The sequence below is a fragment of the Micromonospora sp. NPDC002717 genome (genome assembly GCF_040295705.1).
Classification (GTDB): domain Bacteria; phylum Actinomycetota; class Actinomycetes; order Mycobacteriales; family Micromonosporaceae; genus Micromonospora.
In genome coordinates, this window is the sequence record NZ_JBEOVW010000022.1 from 78564 (window position 1) to 91183 (window position 12620).

The 12620-nt window shown below is 73.5% G+C and carries 13 protein-coding genes; 9 read left to right on the forward strand and 4 right to left on the reverse strand.

All coding sequences use genetic code 11. The annotated features are described in order from the left end of the window. Window positions 1–2 precede the first annotated feature (2 nt). The 9 genes from ABT006_RS26560 (at window position 3) to ABT006_RS26600 (ending at window position 8522) form a co-directional block, all read left to right on the forward strand. Window positions 3–902 carry an SIS domain-containing protein gene (locus ABT006_RS26560; protein ID WP_350710678.1) on the forward strand — a complete coding sequence of 300 codons (900 nt, stop codon included), beginning with the start codon at window positions 3–5 and terminating at the stop codon, window positions 900–902. Beyond that, window positions 899–1846 (forward strand): 1-phosphofructokinase family hexose kinase, encoded by a 948-nt coding sequence (locus ABT006_RS26565; RefSeq protein ID WP_350710680.1) that lies wholly within the window; start codon window positions 899–901, stop codon window positions 1844–1846. The genes ABT006_RS26560 and ABT006_RS26565 overlap by 4 nt, the downstream gene beginning before the upstream one ends. Next, the gene (locus tag ABT006_RS26570; protein WP_350710681.1) at window positions 1824–2690 is read left to right on the forward strand and encodes a class II fructose-bisphosphate aldolase; all 867 of its coding nucleotides are present in this window, start codon (window positions 1824–1826) and stop codon (window positions 2688–2690) included. Before ABT006_RS26565 ends, ABT006_RS26570 begins: the two co-directional genes overlap by 23 nt. Before the next feature lie 334 nt (window positions 2691–3024). Beyond that, complete coding sequence (locus tag ABT006_RS26575; protein ID WP_350710683.1) at window positions 3025–4230, forward strand: macrolide family glycosyltransferase; 1206 nt, start codon at window positions 3025–3027, stop codon at window positions 4228–4230. Window positions 4231–4314: 84 nt separating this feature from the next. Next, window positions 4315–5817: a B12-binding domain-containing radical SAM protein gene (locus tag ABT006_RS26580; protein WP_350710685.1), complete on the forward strand. Its 1503-nt coding sequence runs from the start codon at window positions 4315–4317 to the stop codon at window positions 5815–5817. A 77-nt stretch (window positions 5818–5894) separates the two neighbouring features. Further along, the gene (locus ABT006_RS26585; RefSeq protein ID WP_350710687.1) at window positions 5895–6125 is read left to right on the forward strand and encodes a hypothetical protein; all 231 of its coding nucleotides are present in this window, start codon (window positions 5895–5897) and stop codon (window positions 6123–6125) included. A gap of 139 nt (window positions 6126–6264) precedes the next feature. Continuing rightward, window positions 6265–6858, forward strand: coding sequence for a hypothetical protein (locus ABT006_RS26590; RefSeq protein ID WP_350710689.1), 594 nt, complete (start codon window positions 6265–6267; stop codon window positions 6856–6858). 10 nt (window positions 6859–6868) lie between these two features. Continuing rightward, window positions 6869–7429, forward strand: a complete 561-nt coding sequence (locus tag ABT006_RS26595) for a copper resistance CopC family protein (protein ID WP_350710691.1) — start codon at window positions 6869–6871, stop codon at window positions 7427–7429. Between the two features lie 520 nt (window positions 7430–7949). Continuing rightward, window positions 7950–8522: an SRPBCC family protein gene (locus tag ABT006_RS26600; protein WP_350710693.1), complete on the forward strand. Its 573-nt coding sequence runs from the start codon at window positions 7950–7952 to the stop codon at window positions 8520–8522. A gap of 40 nt (window positions 8523–8562) precedes the next feature. On the opposite strand, the gene ABT006_RS26605 is transcribed toward ABT006_RS26600, so the two are convergent. From ABT006_RS26605 to ABT006_RS26620, 4 genes are all read right to left on the reverse strand, one after another. Then, window positions 8563–9876, reverse strand: a complete 1314-nt coding sequence (locus ABT006_RS26605) for a cytochrome P450 (RefSeq protein WP_350710695.1) — start codon at window positions 9874–9876, stop codon at window positions 8563–8565. Then, complete coding sequence (locus ABT006_RS26610) at window positions 9873–11312, reverse strand: NDP-hexose 2,3-dehydratase family protein (RefSeq protein ID WP_350710697.1); 1440 nt, start codon at window positions 11310–11312, stop codon at window positions 9873–9875. The genes ABT006_RS26605 and ABT006_RS26610 overlap by 4 nt, the downstream gene beginning before the upstream one ends. Before the next feature lie 85 nt (window positions 11313–11397). After that, window positions 11398–11664, reverse strand: coding sequence for a MoaD/ThiS family protein (locus ABT006_RS26615; protein WP_350677252.1), 267 nt, complete (start codon window positions 11662–11664; stop codon window positions 11398–11400). A 2-nt stretch (window positions 11665–11666) separates the two neighbouring features. Further along, window positions 11667–12617 carry a formylglycine-generating enzyme family protein gene (locus ABT006_RS26620; RefSeq protein ID WP_350710699.1) on the reverse strand — a complete coding sequence of 317 codons (951 nt, stop codon included), beginning with the start codon at window positions 12615–12617 and terminating at the stop codon, window positions 11667–11669. Window positions 12618–12620 lie beyond the last annotated feature (3 nt).

Here is a 12620-nt window from a genome sequence, read left to right on the forward strand (position 1 = left end):
CGATGGCGTACATCACCGAGGAGATCACGTCGCAGCCGGAGTTGTGGTCGCGAGCCGCGAGCCTGGCCCGGTCGTCGGCCGTGACCGCGGCGCTGCCCGCACCCGGTGAGCGGGTCGCCGTCGTCGGGTGCGGCACGTCGCTGTTCATGGCGCAGTGCTTCGCCGCGCTGCGGGAGTCCGCCGGCGGCGAGACCGACGCCTTCGCGGCTTCGCAGTTCCCGCACCACCGCCGCTACGACCAGGTCGTCGCCCTGACCCGCTCCGGGACCACCACCGAGGTGCTCCGCCTGCTCGCCGACCTCCCCGCCGGTCAGCGGTCCACCGTCGTCACCGCCGTCCCCGACGAGGCGGCCACGCGGCTGGCCGACCGGTCCGTGGTGCTGGACTTCGCCGACGAGCGGTCGGTCGTGCAGACCCGGTTCGCCACGACGGCGCTCGCGCTGTGGCGCTGCGCCGTCGGCGCCGGGCTGGGCACCGCGGTCGACGACGCCCGCGCGGTCCTGGCCGCCCCCGTCGACCCGGCGCTGCTCGACCGCCGGCAGTTCACCTTCCTCGGCACCGGCTGGTCGGTCGGGCTGGCGCACGAGGCGGCCCTGAAGCTGCGCGAGGCCGCGCAGGCCTGGGCGGAGTCGTACCCCGCGATGGAGTACCGGCACGGCCCCATCAGCGTCGCCGACGCGCAGTCGGCGGTGTGGATCCTCGGGCCGGCGCCGGACGGCCTGCGGGAGGACGTCGCTGCCACCGGCGCCATGGTGGTCCAGTCCCCGGCGGACCCGATGGCGCAGCTGGTCGCCGCGCAGCGGCTCGCCGTCGCGGTCGCCAGCCGCAAGGGCCTCGACCCGGACCGGCCGCGCCACCTCACCCGGTCCGTCGTGCTGCCGGCGACCGCGAGCCGACCGTGATCCTCGCGGTGTGTCCCAACCCGGCGATCGACGTCACCTACACGGTGCCCGATCTCGTTCCCGGCACCTCGCACCGGGTCACCACGACGCGGTGCCGGGCCGGGGGCAAGGGGGTGAACGTGGCGCGCGTGCTGTCCCTGCTCGGCGCCCGGACCCGACTGCTGGGCCTGGCCGGCGGCACGACCGGCGAGACCATCCGGGAGGAGCTGCGCGACGCCGGCATCCCGGCCGACCTCACCACCGTCGGCGGCGAGTCCCGGCGCACGGTCACCGTGGTGTCCCCGAAAACGGCGACCGTCCTGAACGAACCGGGCCCCGTCGTCACGGCGACCGAGTGGGGCGCCTTCACCGAACGCTTCGACGACGCCGTCGCGTCCGCGGCGGTCGTGGTGCTCTCGGGGAGCTGCCCGCCCGGCGTGCCGGTCACCGCGTACCGCGACCTCACCGTCGCGGCCCACTCGGCGGGGGCGGTCGTGCTGGTCGACGCGGCGGGGGCCGCGCTGCACCACGCGCTCACCGCACGCCCCGACATGGTCAAGCCCAACGTGGACGAGATCGCCGACATCGTCGGGGCCGCGCCCCGCACCCGGGCGGAGGCGGTCGCCGCCGCGTACCGGCTGGGCGACCTGGGAGCCGGGGCCTCGGTAATCTCCCGCGGCGCCCAGGGCTTCGTCGCGGTTGCCGGCGGGACCGCGTACGAGGTGCGCGCGTCGGAGACCGTGCTCGGCAACCCCACCGGCGCGGGCGACGCCCTGGCCGCCGTCCTCGCCCAGGGACTCGCCACCGGGCAGCCGTGGCCGCGGACCCTCGCCCGGGCCGCCGCGATCTCGGCCGCGGCCGTCGTCTCGCCGTACGCCGGGGACTTCGACGCCCCCACGGCGGACCGGCTGCTCACCCACGTCACCGTCGAGGAGGTCACCGATGCCGCTCGCCGCCACCGCTGAACTGGTCGCCGCCGCCCGCGCCGCCGGCACCGCCGTGCTGGCCTTCAACGTCATCACGCTCGAACACGCCCAGGCGATCGCCGCCGGCGCCGCCGCCGCCGACCGCCCGGCGATCCTCCAGATCAGCCAGAACGCGGTGCGCTACCACGCCGGCGTGCTGCCGATCGCCGCCGCGGCGGCCGAGGTCGCGCGCCTCTGCCCGGTCCCGCTCGGCCTGCACCTCGACCACGTGGAGGACGTCACGCTGCTGCGCCAGGCGGCGGACGCCGGGTTCAGCTCGGTGATGTTCGACGCCGGCGCGCTGCCGTACGAGCAGAACGTCGCGGCCACCCGCGCCGCGGCGGACTGGGCCCGCGAGCAGGGCCTGTGGCTGGAGGCGGAGCTGGGTTACGTCGGCGGCAAGCCGGGAGCGCCGGCCAGCGCCCACCTCGCCGGAGTCCGCACCGACCCGGAGGAGGCGGCCCGCTACGTGGCGGAGACGGGCGTCGACGCGCTCGCCGTCGCCGTCGGCAGCTCCCACGCGATGACCACCCGGGCGGCGACGCTGGACCAGGAGCTGATCGTGGCGCTGCGCGAGGCCGTGCCGGTGCCGCTGGTCCTGCACGGGTCGTCCGGCGTGCCCTTCGCGGAGCTGCGGGCCGGGGTCGGCAACGGCATCGTCAAGGTCAACGTCGGGACCGCCCTCAACGTGGCGTTCACCGGCGCGGTCCGGGCCGCGCTCGCCACGGACAGCTCGGTCGACCCCCGGCGCTACCTGAGGGCCGGCCGGGAGGCCATGACCGCCGCCGTCGCGGAGCTGCTCGCCGTGCTTCCGGAGCCGTCCGGGGCGCCCGCCCTCGGCTGAACCACCGGGCCGGCCGCCACGGCGGCCGGCCCCACCGCCGACGGGCTCCGGCGCTCCACCGCCCGCCCTGCCCACCTCCGACGCCCCGGCGCTCCACCCGGCGGCGCCCTTCCCGGCAGCGAGAGACGGGCCGGCGACACGCCGCCGCGGCCGTCGCCGGATCTTCCGGCATAGCGATACCTCGATCAATTGTGCTATATATGTTTAAAGCCTTGGCCCCTCGTCGTGTCGTCGTCGCCCTTGTCGGCGGGCGCGGCCAGGCCCCAGTGGAGCCACCGCTCCGCGCGCACGCGCCGCGTTGCCAACGCCGAGACGACCAGCCGGGAGTGAGCCCATGCGCCAGCGTCACATCCTCTTCGCCAACGTCCAGGGGCACGGTCACGTCTACCCGTCGCTCGGCCTCGTCAGCGAGCTGGCCCGGCGGGGGCACCGCATCACGTACGTGACGACCCCGCTGTTCGCCGACGAGGTCAAGGCCGCCGGCGCCGAGGTCGCGCTGTACAAGTCCGAGTTCGACACCTTCCACGTGCCCGAGGTCGTCAAGCAGGAGGACGCCGAGACGCAACTGCACCTGGTGTACGTCCGGGAGAACGTGGCCATCCTGCGGGCCGCCGAGGAGGCGCTGGGGGAGAACCCGCCCGACCTCGTCGTCTACGACGTGTTCCCGTTCATCGCGGGGCGGCTCCTGGCCACCCGGTGGAACCGGCCGGCCGTACGCCTCACCGGCGGCTTCGCCGCGAACGAGCACTACTCGCTGTTCGAGGAGCTGTGGAAGAGCAACGGCCAACGCCACCCGGCCGACGTGGAGGCCGTGCACTCGGTGCTGGTCGACCTGCTCGGGCAGTACGGCGTCGACACCCCGGTCAAGGAGTACTGGGACGAGATCGAGGGCCTCACCATCGTTTTCCTGCCGAAGTTGTTCCAGCCCTTCGCCGAGACCTTCGACGAGCGGTTCGTGTTCGTCGGGCCCACCCTCACCGGCCGGGACGGCCAGCCCGGCTGGCAGCCGCCGCGGCCGGACGCGCCGGTGCTGCTCGTCTCGCTCGGCAACCAGTTCAACGAGCACCCGGAGTTCTTCCGCGCCTGCGCGCAGGCCTTCGCCGACACCCCCTGGCACGTGGTCATGGCGATCGGCGGCTTCCTCGACCCGGCGGTGCTGGGCCCCCTGCCGCCCAACGTCGAGGCACACCAGTGGATCCCGTTCCACTCCGTGCTCGCGCACGCGACGGCGTGCCTGACGCACGGCACCACCGGAGCCGTGCTGGAGGCCTTCGCCGCGGGCGTCCCCCTGGTGCTCGTGCCGCACTTCGCGACCGAGGCCGCCCCGTCCGCGGAGCGCGTCATCGAGTTGGGCCTGGGCTCCGTGCTGCGACCGGACCAGCTCGAGCCGGTCAGCATCCGCGAGGCCGTGGAGCGGCTCGCGGCCGACTCCGCCGTCCGGGAGCGCGTCCGCGAGATGCAGCGCGACATCCTCTCCGCCGGTGGGCCGGCCCGGGCGGCGGACGAGGTCGAGGCGTACCTGGAGCGGGTCGCGCCCTGACCGTCCACTTGACATATCGATTCCGAATTCAATATGCGCCGTCGTGGTCCTTGTTTCCACTTCAAAACTAGGTAGTATTTCGCCATGGGTCTTCGTGACGTCAGCGTGCTGCTGCTGTACCCGCCGAACCAGACCGCCCCCGGCACGGTGTGCAAGCCGAACGGATCGCTCGCGTACCCGAACCTGGGCGGAGCCCTGCGGGAGCACGGCGTGCACGTCCGCGTCTTCGACGCCTGCGTCGGCGAGGGCGCCGACCCGCTCGACGAGATCTTCGCCAACCCCACGCCGCTGCCCAGTGGTTTCCTCCGCACCGGCGTCAGCGACGAGCGGATCCTCGAGGTGGTGAAGGACCACGACATCGTCGGCATCACCTCGATCTTCACCGACCAGGAGACGATGGTCCTGCACTGCGCGCGGCTCATCCGGGCGGCCTACCCGGAGAAGCTCCTCGTCACCGGCGGGGTCAACGCGCGGTCGCGGCTGCCGCAGTTCTTCGGGGCGGGCTTCGACGTGGTCTGCCTGTCCGAGGCCGAGCACACGATCATCGACATCGTCGAGGCCGTACGACGGTCGGCGCACCCGAGCTTCGCCGACATCCACGGCGTCGCCTTCCTCGACGACGGCCGGATCCGGATGAACCCCGCGCGGGCGCAGGACGTCGTGTGGGACCTGGACACCCTGCCCATGCCGGCCTGGGACCTGCTGCCCAACGAGCGGTACTGGACCATCGCCCGGCCGCACTCCGGCCTCTTCGAGCCCGGCGCCGAGCTGCGCTACGCGACCATGATGACCTCGCTCGGATGCCCGTTCCACTGCGCGTACTGCCACATCGCCGGCGAGCAGGAGGGGAGCCCCAGCGGCCCGATCGGCAAGTTCCGCGTCAAGTCGGACGACCGGGTGCTGGCGGAGATCGAGACGCTGAAGAACCTGGGCGTCGACAACGTGTTCATCGAGGACGACTCGCTCCTGGGCGACAAGCGGCGCGGCCTCCGGCTGCTCAAGAAGATCCAGGGCGCGGGCGTGACGATCTGCGACCTCAACGGCATCAACCTCATCCACCTGCTCAAGCGCTGGAAGCCCGACCACGAGGTCCTGGAGGCGATGGCCGACGCGGGCTTCACGCAGATCAACATGCCCTTCGAGTCGGGCAACCTGCGGATCATCCGCAAGTACGCGAGCAACAAGCTCAACATCGAGAAGGCCGACCTGCCCGGGCTGATCGTCGCCATGAAGGAGTACGGCTTCCAGATCTACGGCAACTACATGATGGGCTACCCGGACGAGACGCTGGAGGAGATCGAGACGACGATCCAGCTCGCCAAGGAGCACGTTTCCTACGGGCTGGACGCCGCGAACTTCTTCCTCGTCGTACCGCTGCCCGGCGCGCCGTTGTTCGACATGGCGATCGCGGGCGGCCACATCAGCCCCGACTTCGACCCGGACACGATGAACATCTACCGGGCCAACATGACGGGCACCCTGGTGCCGGCGGAGGTCCTGGAGGAGCTGCGCCACCGCGCCTGGGACGAGGTCAACTCTCCGACCTGGAAGAACGCCAAGAAGGCGTGGGCGGCGACCGTCAGCTGACCGGCCGCACCCTCCACTCCTCCTGAGCGCCGGCGGCGAAGTCGCTCAGCGCGATCCGGTTCGGCGGCCCGGTTCTGGTGATCAGACTGGAGACGTGCCGCTCGACCGTACGGGGCGACAGGCGCAGCCGCTCGGCGATCACCGCCTACCTGGGCACCGGCGACCCGACCCGCGCCACCGCGACGGTGGACGCCTGGGCCGAGCTGACCACTGGCGGCTTCGCGCTGGAGACCGTCCCCGGTGACCACTTCTACCTGGTGCCGGAGCGGGATCGCCTGCTCGCCGCGGTGACCGCGCGGCTGCGCTGACGGTCCGCCGCCGGATCCCGGCCCGATCCACGACGCCCTCACCTCTGCCGGCGTACTCAGCGCAAGCTCAGAGTCACGCTGCGGTCGTCACGCCTCTAGCGTTGAGGGGACACCTTCCGGTGTGGAGTCTGGAGGATCCATGGCAACCGCTGCGAGCAACGCGTCACCCGGCCTGATGGCGTCACTCAACGGCAGGTTCCACCGCACGGCGCTCGCCCTGTACATGGCGGTCGTCGTCGCGCACTGGGCGGAGCACCTGGTGCAGGCGTACCAGATCTGGGTGCTCGGCTGGCCGCGGCCGGAGGCGCGCGGCGTGCTGGGGATGCCGTTCCCCTGGCTGGTCAGTTCCGAGTGGATGCACTACGGCTACGCCATCGTGATGCTGATCGGTCTGTTCATGCTGCGGTCCGGGTTCACCGGCCGCTCCCGGGCCTGGTGGATGGTGGCCCTGGCCCTGCAGTTCTGGCACCACATCGAGCACGCGCTGCTGCTCGTGCAGGCCCACACCACCTTCCGGCTGCCGGGCGCGGCCGAGCCGACCAGCCTGCTCCAGCTGATCGTGCCCCGGGTGGAGCTGCATCTGTTCTACAACTCGGTGGTCTTCCTCCCGATGCTGATCGCCATGTACCTGCACCTGCGCCCGAACGCCGCGGAGCGGGCCGCCGCGACGTGCTCCTGCGTGCACCGGGCCGGTGCGCCGACGTGGCGCCAGCCCGTGGCCGCCACCGACTGACCCGGCCGTCATGTCGAGCACGAGACGGATCTACGCCGGCGCCGCCCTCACCGTGGCGGCGCTGGTGGCCGTCCTCGCCCTCGCCGGCAGGATCGACTCCACGCCCACCGCCGGGTCGAAGGTCGAGGTGGTCTCGGTCGAGCCGGCCGACGGTGCCGTCCTGTCGGGCGCGCCGACGGCGGTACGGATCCGGGTCGACGGCCGGCCGGTCCTCGCCGGATCCCACATCTCCGTCTACGACGCGGACCGTTCCCTGCTCAACCAGGGGGCGTTGACGGCCGTCGGCCGCGACGGCCTGGCCCAGGCGGTGCGGGTCACCGGGTCCGGTGCGGTCGCCGTCGCGTACCACGTGGTCACCGACGACGGTCGGGACGCCTCCGGCATCGCCCGGTTCACGGTGGGCGCGGCGGGCGGGGTGGCGGCCCCGCAGCCGGAGCCCCCGGCGCCGGCCCACGCCCACGGGGTCGACCCGGTCGGCGCCGCCCTGCTCGCCGTCGACGGCCTCGCGCTCCTCGTCGTGCTCGTGCTGCTCGCCCGGCGCCGCTCCCGCGCCGACCGCGACATCGACTGACCCCGCGACCCCGTCCCGGCCCGCCCGGTGGCCCGCCGGCGCCGGTCCGCTCTCCGGATCCCGCCCGGTGGCACCCGCCTCGGACCATTTCGAGGGCCCGCCCGTCCGCCCGTCCGCCCGTCCGCGCGCCCGCCCGCCGTGCGTCCGCCCGTCCGCGCGCCCGCCCGCCGTGCGCCCGCCCGCCGTGCGCCCGCCCGCCGTGCGTCCGCCCGCCGTGCGTCCGCCCGCCGTGCGCCCGGCTCGCGTCGCGGCTATCTTCCCGAGGCCCCGCCGCCCGGGTCGCCGGTCGTCGCCTGGGTCGCCGATCGGGCCGGCCCGGACGGTCGCTCGCCGTTCGGGGCAGCGTCGATCACCGCCCCGTCGCGCCGCCTTCATGTCACCCGCTCGTGTGGTGCGGACGTGGGGCGACGGCGCGGCGGGCACAAATCGGACGTTACGTAAGTCATGGCTGCTAAAGTCCTCGACGTGCGGGCCGGACCGGCTCCGCTGGCACCACGCACCAGCAGGAAGGCCATGTGGCATGAACAAGACGTCCGACGTCGTCAGGGACACCGAGCGCGAGCTGCGCGATCACCCCAGCGGCATGAACGCCCTGGTGGTCCGGCGCAGCTACGACGCCTCACCGGAGGAGTTGTGGGACGCCATCACCGATCCCGAGCGCCTGGTGCGCTGGTTCCTGCCGATCTCCGGTGACCTGCGGGTCGGCGGGCGCTTCCAACTGGAGGGCAACGCCAGCGGCGAGATCCTGCGGTGCGAGCGGCCGAACACGATCGGCCTGACCTGGGAGTCGGGTGACGGCAGCAGCGAGGTCGAGCTGCGGCTCACGCCGGCGGGGGACGCCACCGTCCTGGAGTTGGAGCACGCGCCGGTGCCGGCCGACATCATCCCGAACGCGGCGCCGGGGGCGTGGGGCATCGGCGCCGGCTGGGAGATGAGCCTGGTCGCGCTGGACGACTACCTCGCCGGCACGCTGCCCGAGGGCCGCGCGGTCGACTGGATCGCCACGGCGGGTCCCGAGGACCTGGCGGCCGCGTCCGAGTCGGCCGAGCGGATCAGCCAGGCGTGGACGACGGTGATCGCCCAGCGGGGCTGACCCCCGGCGCGGTCCCGCCCCTGGCGGCCGTGCAGTCGGCTCACCAGGCGACCGGCAGCGCGTACAGGCCGAAGATGTTGCCGTCCTCCTTGAGCGGCAGGTCGTCCACGTCCACGGTCAGCCGCAGTCCGGGCAGCCGCCGGACCAGCCGGCTCAACGCGACGTCCAGTTCCAGCCGGGCCAGGTGCTGGCCGGGGCAGATGTGGCGTCCGTAGCCGAAGGCGAGGTGGTGGCGGGCGTCGCGGTCCGGGTCGAACTCGTCCGGGCGGTCGAACGCCGTCGGGTCCCGGTTCGCGGCCTGGCCCAGCGCCACCACCCCGTCCCCGGCCCGGATGGTCACCCCACCGATCGTCACGTCGGCGGTGGCGGTGCGCGCGGTCGCCGCCTCGACGACGGTGAAGTACCGCAGCAACTCCTCGACGGCGGCGGGGAACCGGCCCGGCTCGGCGCGCAGGCGGGCGAGCCGCTCCGGATGGGTCAACAGGGCCAGCACGCTCAGTGAGATCATGTTCGACGTCGTGACGTGCCCGGCGACCAGCAGCACGAAGGCCATGCTCACCACGGCCTCGTGGTCCGGCGCGCCGGCCGCGCGCTGCGCGGCGAGCAGCCGGCTGAGCACGTCGTCCCCGGGGTGCCGCTCCTTGTCGGTCACCACGCCGTCGAGGAAGTCGCGGATCTCGCGGGCGCACCGGGCCCGCTCGTTCGCGGGCGCGCCCCGACTCAGCATCCGGGTGGACCGGCGTTCGAAGAACGCGTGTTCGCCGTACGGCACGCCGAGCATCTCGCAGATCACCCGCGACGGCACCGGATAGCTGAACGACGGCACCAGGTCGGCGCTCGACCGCCCGGCCGTCATGGCGTCGAGGTGCTCGTCCACCACCCGCTCGACCAACGGCCGCAGTTGTCGCACCCGCCGCGCGGCGAACTCGTCGACGATCTGGCGGCGGGCCGCGGTGTGCTCCGGCGGGTCCATCCAGTTCAGCGGGGGGCGGAAGTTCTCGAACGAGGCCTGCCGCTGGCTCTCCGTGGTCGGCGCGAACCGCGGGAAACCGGCCCGGCGCCGGTCCGCGCTCATCCGCGGGTCGCTGAGCACCTGCTTGACGTCGGCGTACCGGGACACCACCCAGGCCGTGTTGCCGCCGAGCATGGGCAGCCGGGCGACCGGCTGTTCGGTCCGCAGCCGGGCGTACTCCGCCGGCGGGCTGAACGGGCACCGGCGGGGCAGCGGGAACGCGTCGATCCCGGCCGCGCTCCCGGCCCCGGCCGGCCCGGCCGCCACCGGCTCGGGCGCGACCGCCGGCCCGGGTGGGACCGCCGGCCGGCCGCCGTCGGGCCGGTCGCCGCGCCCGGTCATCGCAGCGCCCGTAGGCAGAGCAGGAGGCTGCGGGCCTCGATGTTGACCTGGTAGCTGAAGGCCGCCACGGCGGTCAGCTGGCGCAGGGTCAGCCAGGTGTAGTCCGGCGGTGTCGCGGTGGGGAAGTCCGCGCCCACCTCCACCACCATGTGCCGGGTCACCGCGTGGTGGAACCGCCCGCCCTCCTCCGACTGCAGCACGTCGTAGTGCACGCGCACCTCGTCGGAGAGGACCAGGCCGAGGTACTCCGGGCGGCCGTCCCGGGCCGGGCCGGTGAAGTTGTCCGGGGTGCACTGCACGGTCGGCCCCAGCTCGACGGTGTCCCGGTAACCGGGCCGCAGATCGGCGTGGGCGAGCACGTGCAGCACGCCGTCGATGCGTCGGACGACGAACGCCACCAGACCCGTCCCGCACGGCGCCAGCAACGGCTGGCACCACTGCGCCACCTCCCGGTTGCTGGCCCGCACCCGCCGGCCGACGATGCGGAAGAACCGGCCGGAGCGGTGGCGGATCTCGTCGTCGGTGCGGTACCAGTCCCGCACCTCGCGCAGCGGGACCTGCCGGGTCGCCAGGGTGGGACCGGCCTTGTTGGCGGTCAGCCAGTTGCGGACCTCGAGCAGCGGTTGCCACGCGCCGTCGTCGGCGAGCGAGGACGCCGCCACCGCGCGACCGATCGTCCCGGCGTCCCCGTCCCCGTCCTCGTCGGCGACCGCGTGGCCGGGCAGGCAGGACAGCACGGTACGGGCGTCCATGTTGACCAGGTTCGGCCGGTGCAGCAGGTCGTGGATCTGGCCGAGGGTCAGCCACACGAAGTCCTCGTGCGGTGCCACCTCGTCGGCGACCTCGACGATGATGTTCCGGTTGCGCTTGCCCCGGAACCAGGAACCCTGCTCCGACTGGAGCACGTCCACGAGGACCCGGCCGCGCCCCGGTTCCAGGAAGTACTCCACGTAGCGGGACCGGGCGCCGCGGTGCGTGCGCTGGTAGTTGCTCGGGGTGGACTGCACGGTGGGGGAGAACTGGACGCCGTTGACGTTGCCCGGCTCCATCTTGGCCTGCATGAGGAAGTGCAGCACCCCGTCGATCTCCCGGGCCAGGATGCCGAGGATCGCCCGGTCGGGCTGGTGGATGATCGGCTGCCACCACTCGCCGACCGGCCCGCGGTCGGTCCGTACGTGCAGTCCCTCGACGCTGAAGAACCGGCCGCTCTCGTGCACCAGGTCGCCGGAGTCGGGCGCGAAGTGCCAGCCGGTCAGGTCGGCGAACGGCACCTCGGTGACCTCGAACGGGTTCGCCCGCTGTCGCTGCGCGAGCCAGGCCGCCAGCCGGCCGGCCGAGCGGGGGCGGTGCCGGGCCGACCGGGCCAGCCGGCGAGCGAGGTCGTCACGGTCGGCCCGGCCGGGGCCGGGTCGGGCGTCGGTGTGCGGCAGGAGCATGCTTCCTCCCTGACGGGGACGCGCTCGGCGGGACGCCGGTGGCCGGACGCCGGCCGGGTCGGGACCCGGGCGTCCGACCGGTGGGTCAGCCCCCGGCCAGCGGCGGGACGATGGCGACCGTGCTGTCGGCCCGGGCGGTCACCCGGGACCGGTCCGCCTTCTCGACGAGGTCCCCGTCGAGGTAGACGTTGTAGTAGGTCAGCGGCTCGCCCGTGTCGTCGAGCAGCCGGCGGCGGTAGACGGGGTACGTCTCGACGAACTCCCTGATGACGTCCCGCACGGTGCCCTCGCGGCACTCGAAACTCTTCTGCCCCCGGTGGGCCCAGCCGGCCGACAGCAACACCGTGACCATCGCTACCTCCCGTTGTCGTCGACGTCGGGGACCGCCGTGACGTCACGCGCACAACGGAAGCCGAGAGCGAAGTTGGACCATCCGGTCGGGTCCCCGTACAACCGTTCCGCGCACCGCACCTGGTAGCGGAAGTTCATCCAGGACCCGCCCCGGATCACCCGGAAACGCCCCATCACCAGGTGGATCGTCGGGTCGCACCGGGTGGTGGGCGCGTACAGGTGCGCCAGCGTGGACGTCCACTCGTAGACGTTGCCGGTCATGTCGGCGCACCCGTCGACGCTGTCGCCGCGCGGCGAGAACGCGCCGACCGGCGTGGTCTGCGGCATCGGCCCCTGCGCGGCGTGGATCGCCCCCCACCAGGTCCGCCAGGCGTCCAGGTCGCCGAGGGCCCCGGCCGTGTGCTCCGCGGTGTTGGCGTTCCGGCTGTCCCAGGTGTCTCCCCAGGGCCACAGCCGGTACGACGGGCCGGTGGCGGCCCGCTCCCACTCCGACTCGGTGGGCAACCGCCGGCCCGCCCAGCGGGCGTACGCCTCGGCGTCCTCGAAGGAGATGTGCACGACGGGGTGGTCGTCGCGGTTGCGGACGCCGCTGCCGTACCCGGCGGGGCGGTGCCAGCAGGCGCCCTCGAGGACCTCCCAGTACTGCTCGCCGTAGACCATGCTGCCCCCGGCCCGCTCGGCGGACGTGACGTAGCCGGTGCGGGAGACGAAGGCGGCGAACTGGGCGACGGTCACCTGGTGCCGGTCGATGAGGTAGTCGGGCAGCGTGACCGGAGTCTGCGGCGTCTCGTCGGTGAACCAGTCGCGGGGGAACGCCTGGCCCTCGCTGTCCAGCCAGTCCAGCGTCCGCTCGGGCGAGCCCTGCAGGAACGTCCCGCCCGGGATGCGGACCATGTCCTCGGGGGGCGCCTCCGGCGCGGGCCGGGCGGCGTCGAGGTCGCCGATGCGCGCCATCGC